At 61.1% G+C, this 18,962-nt stretch carries 17 protein-coding genes; 7 read left to right on the top strand and 10 right to left on the bottom strand.

Annotation, left to right across the window (positions count from 1 at the left end; translation table 11 throughout):
- The first annotated feature begins 9 nt into the window (after positions 1-9).
- Genes AC1RTP_RS07900 through AC1RTP_RS07890 form a run of 3 tightly spaced genes read left to right on the top strand, consistent with a single transcriptional unit; the run spans position 10 to position 2,341 of the window.
- Entirely contained in the window at positions 10-927 is a 918-nt protein-coding gene (locus AC1RTP_RS07900; protein WP_498606156.1) for an N-acetylglucosamine kinase, read from the top strand.
- 11 nt (positions 928-938) lie between these two features.
- Positions 939-1,730 (top strand): N-acetylmuramoyl-L-alanine amidase, encoded by a 792-nt coding sequence (locus AC1RTP_RS07895; RefSeq protein ID WP_498606154.1) that lies wholly within the window; start codon positions 939-941, stop codon positions 1,728-1,730.
- Positions 1,730-2,341, top strand: coding sequence for a M15 family metallopeptidase (locus AC1RTP_RS07890; protein ID WP_498606152.1), 612 nt, complete (start codon positions 1,730-1,732; stop codon positions 2,339-2,341). The genes AC1RTP_RS07895 and AC1RTP_RS07890 overlap by 1 nt, the downstream gene beginning before the upstream one ends.
- Here AC1RTP_RS07890 and AC1RTP_RS07885 read toward each other — a convergent pair.
- The 3 genes from AC1RTP_RS07885 to AC1RTP_RS07875 are packed head-to-tail and all read right to left on the bottom strand — an operon-like array spanning position 2,336 to position 5,582.
- Positions 2,336-2,836: a DUF2939 domain-containing protein gene (locus AC1RTP_RS07885; RefSeq protein WP_498606150.1), complete on the bottom strand. Its 501-nt coding sequence runs from the start codon at positions 2,834-2,836 to the stop codon at positions 2,336-2,338. The genes AC1RTP_RS07890 and AC1RTP_RS07885 overlap by 6 nt on opposite strands.
- A complete protein-coding gene (gene dacB / locus AC1RTP_RS07880) occupies positions 2,820-4,334 on the bottom strand; it encodes a D-alanyl-D-alanine carboxypeptidase/D-alanyl-D-alanine endopeptidase (RefSeq protein WP_498606147.1) in 1,515 nt (504 codons plus the stop codon). Before dacB ends, AC1RTP_RS07885 begins: the two co-directional genes overlap by 17 nt.
- A gap of 9 nt (positions 4,335-4,343) precedes the next feature.
- Positions 4,344-5,582 carry a nucleoside recognition domain-containing protein gene (locus AC1RTP_RS07875; protein WP_498606145.1) on the bottom strand — a complete coding sequence of 413 codons (1,239 nt, stop codon included), beginning with the start codon at positions 5,580-5,582 and terminating at the stop codon, positions 4,344-4,346.
- 94 nt (positions 5,583-5,676) lie between these two features.
- On the opposite strand from AC1RTP_RS07875, the gene AC1RTP_RS07870 reads away from it, so the two are divergent.
- Positions 5,677-7,326, top strand: coding sequence for an ABC transporter substrate-binding protein (locus AC1RTP_RS07870; protein WP_498606143.1), 1,650 nt, complete (start codon positions 5,677-5,679; stop codon positions 7,324-7,326).
- Between the two features lie 109 nt (positions 7,327-7,435).
- Positions 7,436-8,347, top strand: coding sequence for a YihY/virulence factor BrkB family protein (locus AC1RTP_RS07865; RefSeq protein ID WP_498606141.1), 912 nt, complete (start codon positions 7,436-7,438; stop codon positions 8,345-8,347).
- Here the strand turns inward: AC1RTP_RS07865 and AC1RTP_RS07860 are convergent.
- Entirely contained in the window at positions 8,344-9,648 is a 1,305-nt protein-coding gene (locus AC1RTP_RS07860; protein ID WP_498606139.1) for an ATP-binding protein, read from the bottom strand. The two genes, AC1RTP_RS07865 and AC1RTP_RS07860, sit on opposite strands and share 4 nt — an antisense overlap.
- Before the next feature lie 222 nt (positions 9,649-9,870).
- Between AC1RTP_RS07860 and AC1RTP_RS07855 the strand changes: the two genes are divergently transcribed.
- On the top strand, positions 9,871-10,749 hold the full coding sequence (locus AC1RTP_RS07855) for a MipA/OmpV family protein (protein ID WP_498606136.1): 879 nt from the start codon (positions 9,871-9,873) through the stop codon (positions 10,747-10,749).
- Entirely contained in the window at positions 10,749-11,444 is a 696-nt protein-coding gene (locus AC1RTP_RS07850; RefSeq protein ID WP_498606133.1) for a hypothetical protein, read from the top strand. Before AC1RTP_RS07855 ends, AC1RTP_RS07850 begins: the two co-directional genes overlap by 1 nt.
- Positions 11,445-11,492: 48 nt before the next feature.
- Here AC1RTP_RS07850 and AC1RTP_RS07845 read toward each other — a convergent pair whose 3' ends face one another.
- The 6 genes from AC1RTP_RS07845 to AC1RTP_RS07820 form a co-directional block, all read right to left on the bottom strand.
- Positions 11,493-12,173 carry a response regulator gene (locus AC1RTP_RS07845; RefSeq protein WP_498606130.1) on the bottom strand — a complete coding sequence of 227 codons (681 nt, stop codon included), beginning with the start codon at positions 12,171-12,173 and terminating at the stop codon, positions 11,493-11,495.
- A gap of 690 nt (positions 12,174-12,863) precedes the next feature.
- Positions 12,864-13,991, bottom strand: a complete 1,128-nt coding sequence (locus tag AC1RTP_RS07840; protein WP_498606128.1) for an acyl-CoA dehydrogenase family protein — start codon at positions 13,989-13,991, stop codon at positions 12,864-12,866.
- 74 nt (positions 13,992-14,065) lie between these two features.
- On the bottom strand, positions 14,066-14,728 hold the full coding sequence (locus AC1RTP_RS07835) for an SDR family oxidoreductase (protein ID WP_498606126.1): 663 nt from the start codon (positions 14,726-14,728) through the stop codon (positions 14,066-14,068).
- Positions 14,729-14,733: 5 nt separating this feature from the next.
- Positions 14,734-15,933 carry an acetyl-CoA C-acyltransferase gene (locus AC1RTP_RS07830; RefSeq protein ID WP_498606124.1) on the bottom strand — a complete coding sequence of 400 codons (1,200 nt, stop codon included), beginning with the start codon at positions 15,931-15,933 and terminating at the stop codon, positions 14,734-14,736.
- Positions 15,926-17,749 (bottom strand): bifunctional isocitrate dehydrogenase kinase/phosphatase, encoded by a 1,824-nt coding sequence (gene aceK, locus AC1RTP_RS07825; protein WP_498606122.1) that lies wholly within the window; start codon positions 17,747-17,749, stop codon positions 15,926-15,928. The genes AC1RTP_RS07830 and aceK overlap by 8 nt, the downstream gene beginning before the upstream one ends.
- 20 nt (positions 17,750-17,769) lie before the next feature.
- Positions 17,770-18,954 (bottom strand): isovaleryl-CoA dehydrogenase, encoded by a 1,185-nt coding sequence (locus AC1RTP_RS07820; RefSeq protein ID WP_498606120.1) that lies wholly within the window; start codon positions 18,952-18,954, stop codon positions 17,770-17,772.
- Positions 18,955-18,962 lie beyond the last annotated feature (8 nt).

Raw genomic sequence — 18,962 nt, 5'->3', positions numbered from 1 at the left:
CGACAGATCATGGGCAAACCTGACACCGATCGTACCCTGGGTTTAGGCATTGATGCGGGCGGAACGGAGACGCGCTGGGCGTTGTCCGATACCGCAGGACAGATTGTGGCCGAAGGCGTGGTCCCGGGGCTTTCCGCCTTGATGATGGCCAGGCCGGCTGGCCGCGAACAAGTCCACGCGATATTCAGCCAATTGACGAACGACGTGCTGGCAACCGGCAAACCGGCGCGCGTATGCGCCGGGCTGACAGGTTTCAGCGGCGAGGGCACAGTGCTGGTCGACTGGCTGGCCAGCCTTCTCGGCGTGCGCAGCGATGCGATCACCCTTTGCAACGATATTGAGATCGCCTACCTCGATGCTTTCGAGCCCGGCGAAGGCTACCTGGTCTACGCCGGCACCGGCTCGATTGCCGCCTTCATCGACGAACAAGGCGAATTCCACCGCGCCGGCGGCCGTGGCGTCACGCTGGACGATGCCGGTGGCGGCTACTGGATCGCGCGCGAAGCCATGCGCCGCATCTGGCGCGGCGAGGACGAGCAACCGGGCTGCTGGCAGGATTCGCCAATGGCACACGCCGTGTTCGACCACGTCGGCGGCAGCGACTGGGCCTTCTCCCGCAGCTTTATGAACACCAAGGAGCGCGGTGAGGTTGGCAAGCTGGCGCTGGCCGTGGCCATGAGCGCCGGCGCCGACCCGGCAGCCCGCCACATCCTGCTTCAGGCAGGGCGCGAACTGGCCCGCATCGCGCTCGCCATGGTGACGCGCTTCGGCGAACGGCCAATTGCCATATGCGGCCGCGCCGCAGAACTGCACCCGCTGATTTTCGAAGCCATGCGCTCGGAACTGCCGCTTGGATTGAATTTGCAAAAGCATAGCGCCACACCGCATCATGCGGCTGCGCGGCTGGCATCCTTGCCGCGCAACTAACCCGAGAAATTATGAGAAAACTGCTGCTTGCCTCCCTGATTGCCGTGCTGACCGGTTGCGCCACGCCGCTGCCGAACATCGACCATTCCCTGACTTCCAAGGGGCAAAGCAGCCGCGTGCGCTTTGTGGTGCTGCATTACACGGCAATCGACCTGCCGCTGTCGATCAAGGTGCTGACGGAGCAGGAGGTGAGCGCACACTACCTCGTCACTGACGAGCCTGAGCCACGCATCTACGCCCTGGTCGATGAAAACCGCGCCGCCTGGCACGCAGGCTTGAGCAGCTGGAAGAACTACACCGCCCTGAATCACAGCTCGATCGGCATCGAAATTGTCAACCCGGGCTTCAAGGATGAAGCGGACGGCCGCCACTGGTTCCAGTTCAGCGACCGCCAGATGGACCAGCTGGTTGCCCTGCTCAAGCAGATCAAGGAGCGCCACCAGATCGCACCGGAAAACTTCCTCGGCCACGCCGACGTGGCGCCGCAGCGCAAGCAGGATCCGGGTCCGCTATTCCCATGGAAGCGCCTGGCCGACGAAGGCCTGATCGCCTGGCCGGACGCCAACGCTGTTGCCGCCGCCCTGCCCAAATACCAGGAACAGTTGCCAGACATTGCCTGGTTCCAGCAAAAACTGGCGCTGCACGGCTATGCTACCCCGCAAACCGGCGTACTCGATCCGGAAACCCACAATGTGCTGGTCGTCTTCCAGGCGAAATACCGCAACAGCAAATGGGACGGCGAGCCGGATGCCGAATCCGCCGCCATCCTCGACGTGCTGACCGCGCCAAAGCCGAAGCAGTAATGAGCAATACCATCCGCAGCGAAGACGTCCCCGGCAATCCAGCTTTCCGCCATTTGAGCAGCATTGCCGGCATCGCCGTGGACTTGCGTTATGCCGGGCCGGATAACTTCGTGGGCCGCGACCTGTATTCGCCCCTCGATTGCGCCTGGCTGCACCGCGATGCCGCCGCAGCCGTCGAACGTGTCGTGGCCTGGCTGGCGCAGAAAGCGCCGGGCTACAAGGTGTTGTTATTGGACGCCCTGCGCCCGCACCGCGTGCAGGAAGAGTTGTGGGATGCATTGGAAGGGACCACGCTGCAGATGTACCTGGCGCCGCCGGAGCGCGGCTCGATCCATTCCTTCGGCATGGCGGTCGATCTCACCATCCTCGATCCCTCAGGCCGGGAACTGGATATGGGAACCGGTTTCGACGATATGACCGAGTTGTCCCACCCTGCGCTGGAAGAGCAGTTCCTCGCCAGCGGCGAACTAAGCGCCGCCCAGGTGGCCAATCGCCAATTGCTGCGCGACGCCATGTTCCAGGCGGGCTTCGTCGGCATCAAAACCGAGTGGTGGCATTTCGATTGCGGCGACCGCGTGCTGGTGCGCCGCGACTACACTCGCGTCTTATAAGCGGAGCTCGGACAGCTTCCAGTCCGCAAAGCCGTTGCGCACCAGGACCAGGGCGATCTTGTCGTTGCGGATGATGTAGCGGTTCACACCTTCACGCTCGGTCACCCATTTCGGCTTGTTCTCGGCGGGTGGCGGGGCTTCGTCGCGTGGCGCTTCCACTGTCGGTTCGTCTCGGTGCTTCTTCTTCGCGAAATCGCCGTGCTCCAGCACGAACATCACAGCCTCCGGACGCACCAGGGCCTCGACTACCACGCCGCCAAGCAGCCGTCCCAGGCCATCGAGAGCGCCATCGCCAGGCTTGCCGGCGATGTCATCCTTCATATGCTCACGCAGCGCCGGATAGTCCACATGGCTGTTGAAGGCCTCAACGTCGCGCGAACGCACCGCTTCCTTCATCTGGTGCACGACCAGCAGCGGCGACCAGTACCAATATGCTGCCACCGCTACAACCGCAGCCAGTGCCGCGGTCTTGATACCCTTATTTTGCTTTGCCATCTCTTGCGACCCAATCAATTATCCCGTCCACGATAGCACGGCCATTGCCATTGCCGGCGCGCTCGTGGTTCACCGTGACCACCACGATGCACTGCTGGCCGTTAGCGTCCGGCACGTAGCCGGCGACCGAGATGACGTTCTTGATCGAACCGGTTTTCACGCGGGCGTGCATCGCGGCCGGGCTGTCTTTCAGGCGGCGCTTCATGGTGCCGTCGATGGCGGCAATCGGCAGGCTGGTGAGGAATTCCGGCGCCCACAGCGAAGTCTGCGCAGCTTTCAGCAAGCCAGCCATCTGCTCGGGGCTGTAGCGCTCCACGCGCGACAGGCCGGAACCGTTTTCGAACACCATGCCGTTATCGTCGATGCCGTGGGCCCGCAGCCAGTTCCGGATCATCATTTCCGCTCGGGCGTTGGTACTCATGGGGGCTGGCACTGCCTCGGCTCCACCTGGGATTTCCATCGGTGCCGCGTCGGTGATCGGACGGCTGCCTAGCACCGGATCGGCTTGCAGGCTGCCCAGGCTCAGGAAGATGGTGCGGGCCAGGCCGTTGTCGGAGGACTTGTTGGTGTCGCGAACCAGCTCGGGCAGCGAACGGCTCACATGTTCCGCCAGCAGGGTCGAAGGCAGGCTGCTGTAGGCTTGCGACTCGCCGGCCGAGGCCTCGTATGCCTTGCCGGTAAAGCGCCCGCCAAGCCGCTCCCACGTGGCGCGGAACAGGCGTTCGGCGTAGTCGGTGCGATCGAGGACGTTGATCACATTGGTCTTGCTGCAGTTGCGGGGGAATGTCCCCTTCAGCACCACGGTTACGCGCGAGCCGTTGCGGACGTATTCGGGGATCTTCCAGCCTTCTTCCCACTTGGCGCAGTCGCCATTTACCAGCGTCATATCGGAGCGCACGCGCACATTGTCCAATTCCGGCAAGGCGCTGGCCTTGATTGAATTCGCATCCGAAGAAATGTCGAGCGTCTGAAGATTCATGTTCAGCAGCAGCGCATCGGGAATCAGGTTGTAGTAGGCCTCTGGTGATTCATCGAAGGGCGGGACGCCGGTATCGGCGCGCGCTGGTTGCCACAGCTGGCGGTCCAGAATCAGGTTGCCTTCGATCTTGCGGATGCCCTTGGTGCGCAGCTTTTCCAGCATATGCGTGAAAGCGTCGGCGGTCAGGTCGACATCGGCGCCGCCGCGCAGCACAAGGTCGCCCTTCAGTACACCGTTGGACACTGTGCCGGGCGTGCGCAGCTCGGTGCGGCCGCGGAACTGCGGGCCCAGCACCTCGAGCCCCACCATGGTGGTGAACAGCTTCATCGTCGAAGCCGGCACAAACGTGCGCGAGGCCTCGTTCGACACCAGCACCTGGTCGCCGCGCAGCACCAGCGCGCCGATTGCGTCTTCCGGAATGCCTTTTTCGGCAGCGAGGCGTGCGATCGCTTCCGGCAGTGCCGCGTGGGCGGAGGCGCCGATGGCGGCGAACAAAGAAGCAAGCAGGAGTCGACGCATGAAAAATCCTTATCCGAAGAAGACGTAAGCCACTGCAATCGCCGCCAGCACGCCGGCAAAGTCCGCGATCAGGCCGCAGGAAATCGCATAGCGCGTTTTGCGGATGCCGACCGAGCCGAAATACAGGGCCACGATGTAGAAGGTGGTGTCGGCCGAGCCCTGGAACATACAAGCCAAGCGTCCCACGAAGGAATCCGGGCCATAGGTTTTCATGGCATCAATCATCAGGGCGCGCGAGCCGCTGCCGCTGAATGGGCGCATCAGGGCCGTCGGCAGGGACGGCACGAAATCGGTGGCCAAACCAAGCTGGGTCAACACCCAGGTGGCGCCATCCATGATCATGCCCAGCACGCCCGCATTGCGGATCACGCTGATCGCCACCAGCATGCCCACCAGGTAGGGAATCACGGTGAGCGAAGTCTGGATACCGCCCTTGGCGCCTTCGATAAAGGCTTCATAGACATTGACCTTCTTGCGCAGCGCGCCAAGCAGGAAGGCGGAAATGATTGCGATCAGGATCAGGTTACTGGCGACCTTGGACACCACTTCGATCTGATCGCGGGTCAGGTATTGGGTGAAGTAGTAGATCAAGCCGCCAATGGCAGCCGTCATGCCGCCCAGCCAGCCCAGCACCACCTTGTCGAACAGGTTGATGCGCTGGCGGATCGAGACCGTGATGATGCCGACCATGGTCGCTACATAGGTCGCGATGATGCAGGGGATGAAGATGTCGGAAGGGTCGGCCGCACCGAGAATCGCGCGCTGTGCCATGATCGCCAGCGGGATCAGCGTCAGCCCGGAAGTGTGCAGCACCAGGAACATGATTTGCGCATTGCTGGCCGTATCCTTGTTCGGGTTCAGCGTCTGCAGGCTTTCCATCGCCTTCAGGCCGAAAGGCGTGGCGGCGTTGTCCAGGCCCAGCAGGTTGGCGGAGAAATTCATCACCATATGGCCCGTGGCCGGATGGTCTTTCGGCACTTCCGGGAAGATGCGCGAGAAGAAGGGCGAAATGATGCGCGCAAGCCAGCCGATGGCGCCTGCCTCTTCCCCCACTTTCATCAAGCCCAGCCAGAGCGTCATGATGCCGGCAAGCGGAAGGGCGATTTCCATCACCGCCGACTTGGCGGAATCGAAAGTGCCGTCGATGACCTTCTTGAAGATCTCGGTGTCGCCCGTGAACAGCCATTGCAGGAAGGCGGCGGCGAAGCCAACAAGGAAAAAGCCGGACCAGATGTAATTAAGGGACATGAATGCGCTTCTTATGATGGTTTTTGCAGCGAAAGTATAGGGTAAAAAAGTTATAAGCTGGCGTATCGTCGCCCCCTGGCTTATGCTCTGCCGCATGAAAAGACTTCGCGTTCTCACCGCCGCCCTCGTCATTGCCGCCGCCGCACCAAGCGCGCTGGCGGGCGACAAAGTCCTGCACGCCTTGCTTTCCACGGGCGAGACCGGCCTCGACCCTGCGGTCGCATCCGATATCGCCAGCCTGAGCCTGCTTGAAAACCTGTTCGACCCCATGCTGCGATATGACTACGAAGCGCGCCCGGTCAAATTGGCGCCAAGCGGCCTGAGCGAGATGCCCACCAGCGACGCCAGCGGCAAGGTCTGGACCATGCACGTACGGCCCGGGATGTTCTTCGCCGACGATCCAGTATTTAACGGGAAAAAGCGCGAAGTTACTGCGGCCGACTATAAATTCGCCATCGAACGCCTGCTCGACCCCGCCCTCAAATCGCCTTGGGCCTTCATGTTCGAAGGCAAACTGGCCGATTTGAGAGCGCTCGACAAATACACCTTGCGGCTGACCCTGAAAGAGCCCGACCCCAGCCTGTTGTTCTACCTGGCCTTGCCGGCCACCGGCGCCGTCGCCAAAGAAGTCACCGACGCCTACGGCAGCCAAGTCGGCAACCACCCCGTTGGCAGCGGCCCCTTCTTTATGGAACAGTGGAAGCGCAGCGACAAGATCACGATGGCCGCCAACAAGGGCTACCATCAGGTCTGGCAAGGCAAGCACCTGCCAATGGTCGACAAGGTCGAAGTCAAGATCATGGAGGAATACCAGTCGCGCGTGCTGGGCTTCCTGAACGGGGAATTCGACTATATCGAGCAGGTGCCCGAGTCCATGCGCGACATGGTGCTCGACCCGGCCTCGTCCCAGCCGGTGCTGAAAAAAGAGCTGGCCGCACGCGGCATGGTGCTTTCGCCCTTCCCCGTGCTGCAGACCTATTACATGTGGATGAACATGGACGACCCGGTAATCGGCGGCTACAGCAAGGAAAAAATCGCCCTGCGCCGCGCGATTGCACTCGGCTATGACGGCCCGGAAGACATCAGCCTGCTCAAAAAAGGGCTCGCCATCCCCGCGCAAAGTCCCTTGCCGCCCAATGTACTGGGCTACGACCCGGCCTACCGCAGCCCGATCAGCTACAACCCCAAACTTGCCAAGGCGCTGCTCGACCGTTTTGGCTACAAGGTCGGCAAGGACGGCTATCGCACCCTGCCGAATGGCCAGCCGCTGGCGCTGGTCATGCACAGCGAACCAACCATGGTGGGCCGCCTGCGCGACGAGCTCTGGCGCAAGAACCTGACTGCCCTCGGCATCCGCGTCAGCTTCAAGACCGACAAAAAGACCGAGATCATCAAAGCCAGCCGCCTGGGCAAGGTGCAGATGTTCGAAACCAACTGGGTCGCCGATTTCCCAGATGGGGAAAACTTCTACCAGCTGCTCTACGGCGCCAACAGCGGCCGCGCCAACTACGCCCGCTTCAACCTGCCCGAGTACAACATCCGCTACGAGAAAGCCACCCAGCTCAGCGACGGTCCCGTGCGCAACGCCCTCTACCGCGAGATGAACCAGCTGATCCACGCATACAACCCCTGGGTGCTGCTGATCCACCCGATCTCAGCCGACATCCAGCAACCCTGGCTGAAGAACTACAAACGCCACCCCGTCGAGCTCACCAACTGGCGCTACGTCGACATCGTTCACTAGAGAAATGTCCACCTTGGGGTCAGGAACGAGAGTGGACATTCCGTCCGGAATGTCCACTCCTGTTCCTGACCCCAAGGTGGACATTTCAGCTTCGGCGTAGAATGGGGCGATGCGAATACTCAAGCACAGGGCGGTTGCCTTTGTGCTGGCGCATCCCCTGGATTTTACTCTTCGCTGCTTGAAGGGTTTCAAGGCCAACCAGGGCTTGCTGCTGGCGGGCGCCGTCGCCTATTACTCGCTGCTGTCCATCGTCCCGCTGCTCATGCTGGTGGTGGTGGCCCTTTCGCACGTGATCCCCCAGCAGGAGCTGCTGCAAATCATCGGCCGCTACCTGGAATGGCTAATTCCAGGCCAGTCTGAGGCCGTGGTGGCGGAAGTCGGCCATTTCCTTGACCATCGCGAACTGGTCGGCTGGGCCCTGGTGCTGGTCATGCTGTTCTTCAGCTCGCTGGCCTTTTCGGTTCTCGAAAACGCCATGTGCTTTATCTTCCTGCATCGCGCCCGTGTGCGGCGGCGGCATTACCTGGTGTCTGCCGTCCTGCCGTATTGCTACATCCTCTTCCTTGGCGTTGGTGCACTGGTGATGACCCTGGTCGCAGGCAGCCTGCAGGTCATCGGCAGGGAAAGCGTTCACCTGTTCGGCTACGAATGGTCGCTGCATGGACTGTCGGGCGTGCTGCTCTACCTGCTGGGCCTGGCCGGGGAAGTGCTCATGCTGAGCTCAATCTACCTGGTGATGCCGGTCGGCCGCCTGTCGCTCTCGCATGCCCTGATCGGTGGCGCGACTGCTACCGCGCTGTGGGAAATAGCGCGCCATGTGCTGGTCTGGTATTTCTCCACCCTGTCGCAGGTGAACCTGGTATATGGCTCAATGACGACCGCTATCGTGGTCATGTTCAGCCTGGAGATTGGCGCCACCTTGCTACTGTTCGGCGCCCAGGTTATCTCGGAGTTTGAAAGAATCGGCCGCGGCGAGGAAAACAAGCCTCCGCATCGCCTGCAAACCAAGACCGCTTGTTAGCCAGGCAGCGTGATCGTGAAGCGCGCTCCGCCCAGGGCAGAGGTGCCGACTGACAGCGTGCCGCCATGCAGCTCCACCGCCTTGCGCGCGATGGATAAGCCTAAACCGAAGCCGCCCGTGTTGCGGTCGCGGCTGCGGTCCAGGCGATAGAACGGTTCGAAGATGCGTTCGCGCTCGGCATATGGAATGCCGGGACCGTCGTCTTCCACCACCACCTGCACTACGCTGCCCATGCGCACCGCTGCCAAGCGCACCGAGCGCGTTCCGTACTTCAGCGCATTGCGCAGAAGGTTGCCCACGGCGCGTTCCAGCAAGCGCTGGTCGCCGCCGATCTTGCCCAGGTCGGCGCCAAGTTCCATTTCCAGCACCATGCCTTCGGACGGCGGCAGGGTCTCGCTGCAATGGGCCAGCGCCGAGCCCAGGTCGATCGGCTTGCGCTGCAGGTGAGGCTCGGCGTCCAGGCGCGTCATACCCAGAAGCTCGTTGACCAGCTCTTTTAGCTCGCGCAGGTCGCCTTCCATGGCGTTGATGCGCTTGTCCAGGGCCGGATTCTCGGCCACGTCGCGCAGCAGCTCCAACGCGAATTCCAGCCGCGCGATTGGCGTACGGATTTCATGACCCACGGAATGCAGCAGGTTGCGCTGCGAATCGAGCAGGCGCTCGATGCGGTCGGCCATGTGGTTGATACGCTCGGCCAGGGGATAGATGCTGTCCTCCGGCTCCATATGTGCCCGCGCCCCGAGCTCACCGCCGCCGAAGCGGTCCGCCACATCGGACAGCTGCTGCAATCCTTGCCAGTGCGAACGGGACCAGGCCGCGATAGGAATCAGCAGCACCAGCGCCACGATCAGGTAGCGCACCGCTTCCATCGACAGTGCAAAGCCGATATCGATCGGCAGGTCTTGCGCCACCAGCGCCTCCTCATTACTGCCAATGTAGCGTTCGCCCAACAGGTCGACCCGGCGGTAGAAGGACTTGCGGCCGATGTCCAGCACCACGCCGCCGCGTTCAAAGCCCGCTATATCCGCACCGGAGATCTGCCTGCGCACCTCGGACAGCGGCACCAGCTCAAAACGCACGCCCGACACCTCGCGCACGCGGTTCAAACGGTCCAGCCATTCGTCAGCCGGCGCCTGGTCAATGTACTGCTCTAGAAGGAAGATTTGCGCCGAGGCCTGGCGCCGCGCGATCGAATCCAGCGGGTCGCCAAAGAGACGATTGATCGCGAAATAGACGATGAATGCCGCCGCACTGATGGACAGCATCACCAGTATAAAAAAGCGGAAGAACAGGCGATTCATCACCGCGCATTGTATTAGAAACAATCACATGCGGGAACCGCTGTACAAATTTCCGACAAAAAGCGTACAGCTCTCGGCGGATTTTTTTAACCCGTTTCTCTATGATTACGCTATCACTTTGCGCAATTCACAACGGATTTTGCCTGGGAGCTGAGCGTTTTAGCGGCTTTGGAAGGTATTGCAATTACAATATCCGCCATTCCGAACCGTAAGACTTTCAATATGCGACAGTACTTGTTTCTCGCCATCGCCGGCGCATGCAGCTCTGTAGCAGCGCAGACCCCGGCTACTAACCCGATGCCTGACGGCAGCCGGGATATGTATATTGGCGTGGGCGCTCAATCCATTCCGCGCTATGACGGCTCGGCAGAAAACCGCATTCGGCCGCTGCCGGTACTGCAAGTCCAATGGAGTAATGGGATCTTCGTGTCGGGCACTTCGCTCGGCTGGCACCTGTCGCAATCGCCCGCGATGGAATTCGGCCCGATGCTGACCCTGTCGCCGCGCCGTGACCAGGATGGCCTGTCGTTCGGCGCCGGCGGCGTGAGTGATGGCGCGGGCTCGCGCGTTTTCCAGACCACCAAGCCCGTTGGCTTCGCCCCGAAAGATGCGGACGTCGGCAGCGAGAACCGCCTGGAGCACATGGACGTGATCAAGCGCCGCATCCTGTTCGGCGGCTTCTTCAACTACTACTTGTCGCCCAAGCTGCGCCTGACCAATACCCTGTTCTATGGCAGTGGCAAGGACCACAACGGCGCGCGCTTGCACACCGCCGTGCAGTACATGATGGAAGACGTGGTGCCGCACCACACCGTCGTGCTGTCGGCCGGCGTTTCCGTCGCCAACCGTGCTTATAACGAAACCTGGTTCGGCGTCACCCAGGACGAAGCCGAACGCGCCAACACCAAGAGCGACTACCGTCCTGGCGCTGGCGTGCAGGAAGTGCGCGCAGGCGTACGCTGGAACTGGGCATTGAGCCCGAACTGGATCCTGACTTCCGGCGCGTCGGTGAACCGCCTGGTCGGCGATGCCAAAGACAGCCCGCTGGTCGAGCGGGCAACTAACTATTCCGTATCAACAGCACTGGCTTACCGATTCTAATGAAGACTTTGACCATACTCCGCACCACACTGCCGGCCCTGTGCCTGGTCGTGGTGACCTGTGCCGTCCAGGCGCAGGAGGAGTGGGTCAGCTATCGCGACGCATATCGCCAGATGGTGGTGTTTGCCAAATACGGCAAACCGAAGAACTTCCTGCAGATCCATTATGAAGTGAGCCCACGCGAACAGTCGGCCACGCTGGATGGCCTGCACCTGACGCTGACAGGCAAGAACACGCAATTGAACCTGCCTCTGGACGCCACCGGCCGCGCCGTCTTCCCGTTGCTGAAAGCGGCCTATGACGACAACGCCGTGCTGGCGCTGAACCGGCGCATGGCCAGTTACCGTTTCGTACCTCGGGTGACGATCCTGAGCCGCAACGACGGCATTTATGAGTCGACCGACCTGCGCACTGCATGTGAACAGGCGCTGGCATACCAGCGTTACGTTGACACTTCATACGGCTACAAGAAATGTTCCGGTGTCCGCTTCGTCTTCGGCAACCGCGCCGACGCCCTGGTGCAAGCTAAATACGGCCAACGCGAAGCCCCGCTGCCGGTAGTGGACGGCCCAGCCTTCGATGGCGAAGCATACGGCGCCTACCGCACCGCCACTTACCGCTTCACCGACTGGTCAAGCCAAGGCCAGGTAGTCAGCCAAAACACCCCCCTCGCCATCGCCCCACTGTTTGAATAGACAGGGTCCGGCCCTTGGGCCGTACCCAGGTTTACCGGGTTTGAGGTTCTAGTTCCAAGCCGACGGCGAGAACAAATACCCCTCCCCCCAAACGGTTTTGATCTTTTCCCCGTCAACGTCATCGAATTTGCGGCGCAGTTTAGAGATCGAATTATCAATAGACCGATCCAGCCCATCAAACTCAATCCCCCGCATAGTCTTCAGCAGCGCGTCACGCGACAACACAGTCCCCGCCGATTCCGCCAGCACCAGCAACAACTTATATTCAGTATTGGAAAGCGCGCAATGCTGCCCCTTCCAGCTAACCGACCGGTCACTGGTCGCAATCGCCAGCTGGCCAAAGATCAACTGATCCGCCTCCGACTTACCCTGGCGGCGACGCAGTAGCGCACGCAAACGCGCCAGCAGCACGCGCGGCTGCACAGGCTTATTGATAAAGTCATCCGCACCCTGTTCCAGCAACGACACCTCGTCGTAGGAATCCTCACGCGCCGTCATGATCAGGATAGGCACGTCGCTCACCTCGCGGATCTGCTGGCTTACCTTCATGCCATCCATCCCCGGCAGCATCAGGTCCAGCACCACGACGTCGGGATTGGTCGCACGGAAGCGCGGCAGCGCCTCATCGCCACGCGGCACCACATCCACCTTGAACTCATAGCCCGCCAGATACTCCACGACCAGTTCGGCCAGGCGCGCATCGTCTTCCACCAACATCACTTGAACCATGTCTTTCTCCTTGTGCCGGACATTCTATAAGAGCTACAAGCCGATGGCACATTTGCACTTAAAAACCGACAAAGCGATACAAACGGACGAAAGTATATTTCGCGCAAAAGTGAGATTCAGTTAGATTTCCGTGAGTTACAGCCGGTGCCAGGTCTGTCATTTGGACTGCTAGCGCTCTCGTTTGACAATTATCAAGGCGAGAATTCCGCAGATTTCCCGTTTTGATATTTATTGAAGAATCGTTGTCCGTGTCCGAATGACAGACCTGGCACCGGCTCTTTGGCACCGGCTCTTGTTGGCACGTCGACTATGCATGCGCCTTTGCTTCGCCGCTCCCGTGAGTCGGTGCCATGAGTCGGTGCCAGGTCTGTCAATTGGACAGTTAGCGCTCTCATTTGACAATTATCAAGGCGAGAATTCCGCAGATTTCCCGTTTTGATATTTATCAAAGAATCGTTGTCCGTGTCCGTATGACAGACCTGACACCAGCTCTTTCGACTTGGCGACGCACAAGGTAGTGTGGGGCTATCCGCACGGTGGCAAAATGGCGATTTCTTCCAAAGTCATCTTGTATATTGGAGGAAATAATTCCTATCGGCGCGAATGGCACATCTTACCGCCATTTATCGTAGCCATAAATCTGCGGTGAGCAATGACGCCGCCGCGCGGCGGCGTCATCTATTTGCACCACTATAAGGCGCGGGCAATCAGCAGTTTCTGGATATCGCTCGTGCCTTCGTAGATCTGGCACACGCGTACGTCGCGGTAGATGCGTTCGACCGGGAAGTCGGCGGTGTAGCCGTAGCCGCCGTGGATCTGGATCGCGTCAGAGCAGACGCGTTCCGCCATCTCGGAGGCGAACAGCTTGGCCATCGCTGCCTCTTTCAGGCAAGGCTGGCCGGCGTCTTTGAGCGAGGCTGCGTGCCAGATCAGCTGACGCGCTGCTTCCAGCTGCATCGCCATTTCCGACAGCTTGAACTGCACCGACTGGTGCTCGAAGATCGGCTTGCCGAAGGATTCGCGTTCGCGGGCGTACTTCAGTGCCGCTTCAAACGCGGAGCGCGCCATACCGACCGATTGCGAGGCGATGCCGATGCGGCCGCCTTCCAGGCCTGACAGGGCGATCTTGTAGCCCTGGCCTGGCTCGCCGATCATGTTCGCTGCCGGTACGCGGCAGTTTTCGAACAGGATTTGCGCGGTGTCGGACGAGTGCTGGCCCATCTTGTGCTCGATGCCGGCCACGATATAGCCAGGCGTATTGGTCGGTACCCAGAAGGCGCTGATGCCTTTCTTGCCGGCTGCTTTGTCGGTCACCGCGAACACGATCGCCACGTCGGCGTGCTTGCCGGAGGTGATGAACTGCTTGGTGCCGTTGATGATGTAGTCGCCGCCATCCAGCGTGGCGGTGGTGCGCAGGGCGGCGGCATCGCTGCCGGTGTGCGGCTCGGTCAGGGCGAAGGCGCCCAGCATTTCACCTTGCGCCAGGGGGCGCAGCCATTGCTGTTTCTGCTGCTCATTGGCGTACATCATGCCGATGCTGCACACAGGGCAGTTGTTCACGGAGATGACGGTGGAAGTGCCGCCGTCGCCGGCTGCGATTTCTTCCAGCACCAGGGCCAGCGAAACGTAATCCAGGCCCGCGCCGCCCAATTCTTCCGGTACGGCGACGCCGAAGGCGCCCAGTGCTGCCAGCTCTTTCAGCTCTTCTTTCGGGAAGTGGTGTTCCTTATCCCAGCGTGCTGCGTTGGGCGCCAGGCGCTCCTGCGAAAACGCGCGCAGCGCGTCGCGGATCATTTCGTGTTCTTCGTTGAGGATCATTGTTTTCTTTCTCTACGGCCGGGCCCGTGTCACACCTTGGGGTCTGACCCCATGGTGGGACACGGGCTCGGCTGTTACCAGCCTATGGGTGTGCCGTCGTAGTCTCGGTAGACGGGGTGTTCGGATGCGGGTAGCTCGGACAGGACGCGGCGCAGGCCGCTTACGCTGTCTTCTACTGCCAGCCTGGCGCTGTCGCCGCCCATGTCGGTGCGGACCCAGCCGGGGTGCAGCGCGACGCAGGTGGCGCCGGGGTGCTGATGTGCGATATCGACCAGCACTGAGTTCAGCGCGGCTTTGCTGGCGCGGTAGAGCGAGCCGTTGCTGCCATTGCGCTCGGTCAGTGAACCCATGCGGGAGGACATCACGGCCAGCTTGCCGTGCGCCGCGCTGACTAGCGGGGCGATGATCGGCAAGAGGCGCATCGCTGCCAGCACATTGGTGTGCATGACGGCGTCGAAGTCGGTTTGCATCGGGAAGCCGTCGGTGCGCGGGCCGTAGATGCCGGCGTTCAGGATGGCGACGTCGGGCTCTTCGCCGTCGAGTTTCCAGCCCAGGCCTGCTACGGCTTCCACATTGTTTACATCCAGCTTGTGGGCTTCGGCACCCATCGCGGCCAGCATTTCAACGTCTTCTTTCTTGCGTGCCGTGGCGATCACGCGCCAGCCGTCGGCCCGGTACTGGCGAACCAGTTCCAGGCCGATGCCGCGCGAGGCGCCGATGATGAGTGCCAGCGCCATCGTGCTTAGACCAGCTCGATGCCCATCGCGGTGGCTTCGCCGCCGCCGATGCACAGTGCTGCAACGCCCTTCTTGCCGCCTTTGGCTTTCAGTGCGCCGATCAGGGTGGTGATGATGCGCGCGCCGGTGGCGCCGATCGGGTGGCCTAGGGCGCATGCGCCGCCGTGCACGTTCACTTTGCTGTGCGGGATGTCCAGGTCGTGCATGGCGGCCATTGGCACCACGGCGAAGGCTTCGTTGATCTCGAACAGGTCAACGTCGCTGACTTTCCAGCCGGTCTTGTTCAGCAGCTTCTGGATCGCGCCAACTGGGGCGGTGGTGAACTGTTCCGGCACCAGGGAGTTGGTGGCGTGGCCGGTGATCTTGGCGATCACGGTGGCGCCCAGCTTCTTGGCGGTGGATTCGCGCATCATGACCAGTGCAGCGGCGCCGTCGTTGATCGACGAGGACGATGCGGCGGTGATGGTGCCGTCTTTAGCGAACGCTGGCTTCAGCGCAGGGATCTTTTCAACTTTGGCTTTCAGTGGGCCTTCGTCTTTTTCGATCACGATGTCGCCGGCGCGGGTGGATACGGTCACTGGGGCGATTTCCCAGTTGAAGGCGCCCGATTGCTGCGCGGCTTGAGCGCGTTTTACAGATTCGATGGCGAAGCTGTCTTGCGCTTCGCGGGTGAACTTGTAGGACGACGAGCATTGCTCGGCGAAGGTGCCCATGGAGCGGCCGGCGCCGGTCTTGGCGTCGCGGGTGTATGCGTCTTCGAGGCCGTCGTACATCATGTGGTCGAACATCATGCCGTGGCCGATGCGGTAGCCGCCGCGTGCTTTAGGGATGATGTAAGGCGCGTTGGTCATGGATTCCATGCCGCCTGCCACGATCACTTCCGCGCTGCCTGCTGCCAGCGCGTCGTAGGCGAAGATCGCTGCCTGCATGGCGGAGCCGCACATTTTCGACAGGGTGACGGCGCCGGCGGAAACCGGCAGGCCGGCTTTGATCGATGCCTGGCGTGCTGGCGCCTGGCCCTGGCCTGCCATCAGGCAGTTGCCGAAGTAGACGTGTTCGACGTCTTCAGCTTTGATGCCGGCGCGTTCAACGGCGGCTTTGATCGCTACTGCGCCCAGGTCATTTGCGCTCAGGGAGGCGAAGTCGCTTTGGAAAGCGCCCATTGGGGTACGGGCTGCGCCGACGATTACGATAGGGTCATTCATGTTCAAAAGTCTCCAAAAGGGAAGAAGTGACTTGATTCGCTGACGTGCCCAGCGAATCGCGGTTGCTGAATCGGACGTGTTGGGGATATGGGAACACGTCCTCGATGACGCCACTGGCGATCAGCTCTTTTTTCTTTGCCCACCAATGTGGGGAGAGCAGGTCGGCGTGGTGCTTCATAAAATATTTTTTAATCTTCGCGTTCCCGAGCAAGAACTTGTCGAACTGCTCGGGGAACACGTCGTGCCTCCCAATCGGGTACCACGGCTCGGCGGACATTTCGTCTTCCTCGTTGCGTGGTTCCGGAATCACACGGAAATGACAGTCCGTGATGTATTCAATTTCATCGTAGTCGTAGAAAACGACACGTTTGTGACGGGTGACGCCGAAGTTCTTGTACAGCATGTCACCCGGGAAGATATTGGCCGCCACCAGGTCTTTGATGGCGTTGCCGTATTCGATAATGCCGTGCTCCAGCGCTGCGTCGTCGCCGCTTTCGTCGGCCTGCGACAGGTACATATTCAGCGGCACCATGCGGCGCTCGATGTACAGGTGCTTGACCACCAGCTGTTCGCCGTCTTCTTCCACCAGCGATGGGGCGAAGTGTTTGAGCTCTTTCACCAGGTCTTCGCTGAAGCGGTTGCGCGGGAAGGCCACGTTGGAGTATTCCAGCGTGTCGGCCATGCGGCCCACGCGGTCGTGGTGCTTCACCAGCAGGTAGCGGCCTTTGATATGTTCGCGCGTAGTTTCCTTCGGCGCCGGGTAGAAGTCCTTGATCACCTTGAACACATAAGGGAAGGACGGCAGCGCGAACACCAGCATCACCAGGCCGCGGATGCCGGGCGCAATCTCGAACAGGTCGGAGGAGTGCTTCAGGTGCTGCAGGTAGTCGCGGTAGAAGGCGTTCTTGCCTTGCTTCTGCAGGCCGAGGATGGTGTAGATCTCGCTGCGCGGCTTGCGCGGCAGAAGGTTGCGCAGGAACTGTACGTAGGCCGACGGCACTTCCATGTCGACCATGAAGTAGGCGCGCGTGAACGAGAACAGTGTCACGATGTGTTCATCGGTAGTCAGGATCGCGTCCAGCACCAGCTGCTTGTTCTTGTTGTGCAGGATGGGGATCACAAAGGGCAGCTCGCGGCTGCCGTTGATCGCCTTGCCCACGATGTAGGCGCCCTTGTTGCGGAAAAACAGGCTCGATAGCACCTGCACCTGCGCATTCGGTTCCAATGTGCCGAACAGGCTTGAGAGCCGCTCTTCCACCAGTGCGATATCGCGCGACAGGTTGGCGAACGGGGTGTTCAGCTGGAAGTTGGTGACGATGCGCTTGAGCGTGAAGGTCAGGCCGTCCCGTCCCGGATAGTAGACGCGGTAGGTCGGCGCCACGTCTTCGGTCTCGATGTACTCGGTGGAGACCATCGGCCGCACGAAAATGAATTCGTTGTGAAAGTAGGAACGGTGCAGGATATTGCAGCAGACGGAGTTGAAGAAGGTCTCCGCCAGTTCCGGCTGCTTGTGGCCGGACAGCATGCCGATGTAGTGCAGCTTGAGTTCGCGCCACACTTCGTCGGTCAGCTCGGACGGGTCGTATTCGTCCTCCAGCATTTGCACGCATTCCTGCACGCGCTTGTCGTAAAAGTCGATGCGCTCGCGCGCCGCGACCTGGGCCACCGCCCAATCGCCCTGCTCAAAATGCCGCTTCGCCGCTTGCGCCGCCTGCCGGAACAGGCGGTAGTGCTTGTCGAAACCCTCGCGGATGGTCCGCGCGATGTCGAAAGCAATTTGCGACGACAGCAGCTTTGGGAAGGCAGCGTGGATCATGGCGGCCCCGGTACTGCCTCTTACTTGGTTTCGGCGAACAGTTCGCGGCCGATCAGCATGCGGCGGATTTCGCTGGTGCCGGCGCCGATTTCGTACAGCTTGGCGTCGCGCCACAGGCGGCCGACCGGGTACTCGTTGATGTAGCCATTGCCGCCCAGGGTCTGGATTGCTTCGCCAGCCATCCAGGTTGCCTTCTCGGCCGAGTACAGGATGGCGCCGGCGGCGTCCTTGCGCAGTGCGCGCACTTGCTCAGGGGAGGTGGCGCGGTCGCAGGCCTGGCCCACGGCGTAGACGTAGGCGCGGCAAGCCATCATGGTGGAGTACATGTCCGCCACTTTACCTTGCATCAGCTGGAATTCGCCGATCGGCTGGCCGAACTGCTTGCGGTCGTGGATGTAAGGAACGACGGCATCCATACAGGCCGACATGATGCCCAGCGGGCCGCCGGACAGCACGGTGCGTTCGAAGTCCAGGCCGGACATCAGCACGTTGACGCCCTTGCCCAGGCCGCCCAGCACGTTCTCGACCGGCACTTCGCAGTCTTCGAATACCAGCTCGCCGGTGTGGGAGCCGCGCATGCCCAGCTTGTCCAGTTTCTGGGCGATGGAGAAGCCTTTGAAGCCTTTTTCGATCAGGAAGGCGGTCATGCCTTTCGGGCCGGCTTCGAGGTCGGTCTTGGCGTACACCACCAGGGTGTCGGCGTCAGGGCCGTTGGTGATCCACATCTTGGTGCCGTTCAGTACGAAGCGGTCGCCCTTGAAGTCGGCGCGCAGCTTCATCGACACCACGTCGGAACCGGCGTTCGGCTCGGACATGGCCAGCGCACCCACGTGCTCGCCGGAGATCAGCTTAGGCAGGTATTTTTTCTTCTGTTCTTCGGTGCCGTTGCGCTTGATCTGGTTGACGCACAGGTTGGAGTGCGCGCCGTAGGACAGGCCGACGGAAGCGGAAGCGCGGGAAATTTCTTCCATCGAGATGATGTGGGCCAGGTAGCCCATGTTTGCGCCGCCGTATTCTTCGCCAACGGTGATGCCCAGCAGGCCCAGTTCACCCATCTTGCGCCACAGGTCCATCGGGAACTGGTCGGTACGGTCGATTTCAGCAGCGCGCGGTGCGATTTCGGCGGCGGCAAACTGTTGTACCGCTTCGCGCAGGGCGGCGATGTCCTCGCCGTGGTCAAAGGTCAGGCCTGGGAGATGGAGCATGTCTTCCT

The organism is Pseudoduganella sp. GW821-FHT11H04, from assembly GCF_058807935.1.
Note: the sequence above shows the minus strand (reverse complement) of the source record. Positions and strands in the feature narration are given on the sequence as shown.

What these genes read in the sequence shown, in the direction of transcription:
- AC1RTP_RS07875 (WP_498606145.1), bottom strand. Translation starts at nt 5,582, where the DNA reads ATGTCCCTTAATTACATCTGGTCCGGCTTTTTCCTTGTTGGCTTCGCC.
- AC1RTP_RS07865 (WP_498606141.1), top strand. Translation starts at nt 7,436, where the DNA reads ATGCGAATACTCAAGCACAGGGCGGTTGCCTTTGTGCTGGCGCATCCC.
- AC1RTP_RS07820 (WP_498606120.1), bottom strand. Translation starts at nt 18,954, where the DNA reads ATGCTCCATCTCCCAGGCCTGACCTTTGACCACGGCGAGGACATCGCC.
- dacB (WP_498606147.1), bottom strand. Translation starts at nt 4,334, where the DNA reads ATGCGTCGACTCCTGCTTGCTTCTTTGTTCGCCGCCATCGGCGCCTCC.
- AC1RTP_RS07860 (WP_498606139.1), bottom strand. Translation starts at nt 9,648, where the DNA reads ATGAATCGCCTGTTCTTCCGCTTTTTTATACTGGTGATGCTGTCCATC.
- AC1RTP_RS07890 (WP_498606152.1), top strand. Translation starts at nt 1,730, where the DNA reads ATGAGCAATACCATCCGCAGCGAAGACGTCCCCGGCAATCCAGCTTTC.
- AC1RTP_RS07900 (WP_498606156.1), top strand. Translation starts at nt 10, where the DNA reads ATGGGCAAACCTGACACCGATCGTACCCTGGGTTTAGGCATTGATGCG.
- aceK (WP_498606122.1), bottom strand. Translation starts at nt 17,749, where the DNA reads ATGATCCACGCTGCCTTCCCAAAGCTGCTGTCGTCGCAAATTGCTTTC.
- AC1RTP_RS07840 (WP_498606128.1), bottom strand. Translation starts at nt 13,991, where the DNA reads ATGATCCTCAACGAAGAACACGAAATGATCCGCGACGCGCTGCGCGCG.
- AC1RTP_RS07870 (WP_498606143.1), top strand. Translation starts at nt 5,677, where the DNA reads ATGAAAAGACTTCGCGTTCTCACCGCCGCCCTCGTCATTGCCGCCGCC.
- AC1RTP_RS07895 (WP_498606154.1), top strand. Translation starts at nt 939, where the DNA reads ATGAGAAAACTGCTGCTTGCCTCCCTGATTGCCGTGCTGACCGGTTGC.
- AC1RTP_RS07835 (WP_498606126.1), bottom strand. Translation starts at nt 14,728, where the DNA reads ATGGCGCTGGCACTCATCATCGGCGCCTCGCGCGGCATCGGCCTGGAA.
- AC1RTP_RS07845 (WP_498606130.1), bottom strand. Translation starts at nt 12,173, where the DNA reads ATGGTTCAAGTGATGTTGGTGGAAGACGATGCGCGCCTGGCCGAACTG.
- AC1RTP_RS07855 (WP_498606136.1), top strand. Translation starts at nt 9,871, where the DNA reads ATGCGACAGTACTTGTTTCTCGCCATCGCCGGCGCATGCAGCTCTGTA.
- AC1RTP_RS07885 (WP_498606150.1), bottom strand. Translation starts at nt 2,836, where the DNA reads ATGGCAAAGCAAAATAAGGGTATCAAGACCGCGGCACTGGCTGCGGTT.
- AC1RTP_RS07850 (WP_498606133.1), top strand. Translation starts at nt 10,749, where the DNA reads ATGAAGACTTTGACCATACTCCGCACCACACTGCCGGCCCTGTGCCTG.
- AC1RTP_RS07830 (WP_498606124.1), bottom strand. Translation starts at nt 15,933, where the DNA reads ATGAATGACCCTATCGTAATCGTCGGCGCAGCCCGTACCCCAATGGGC.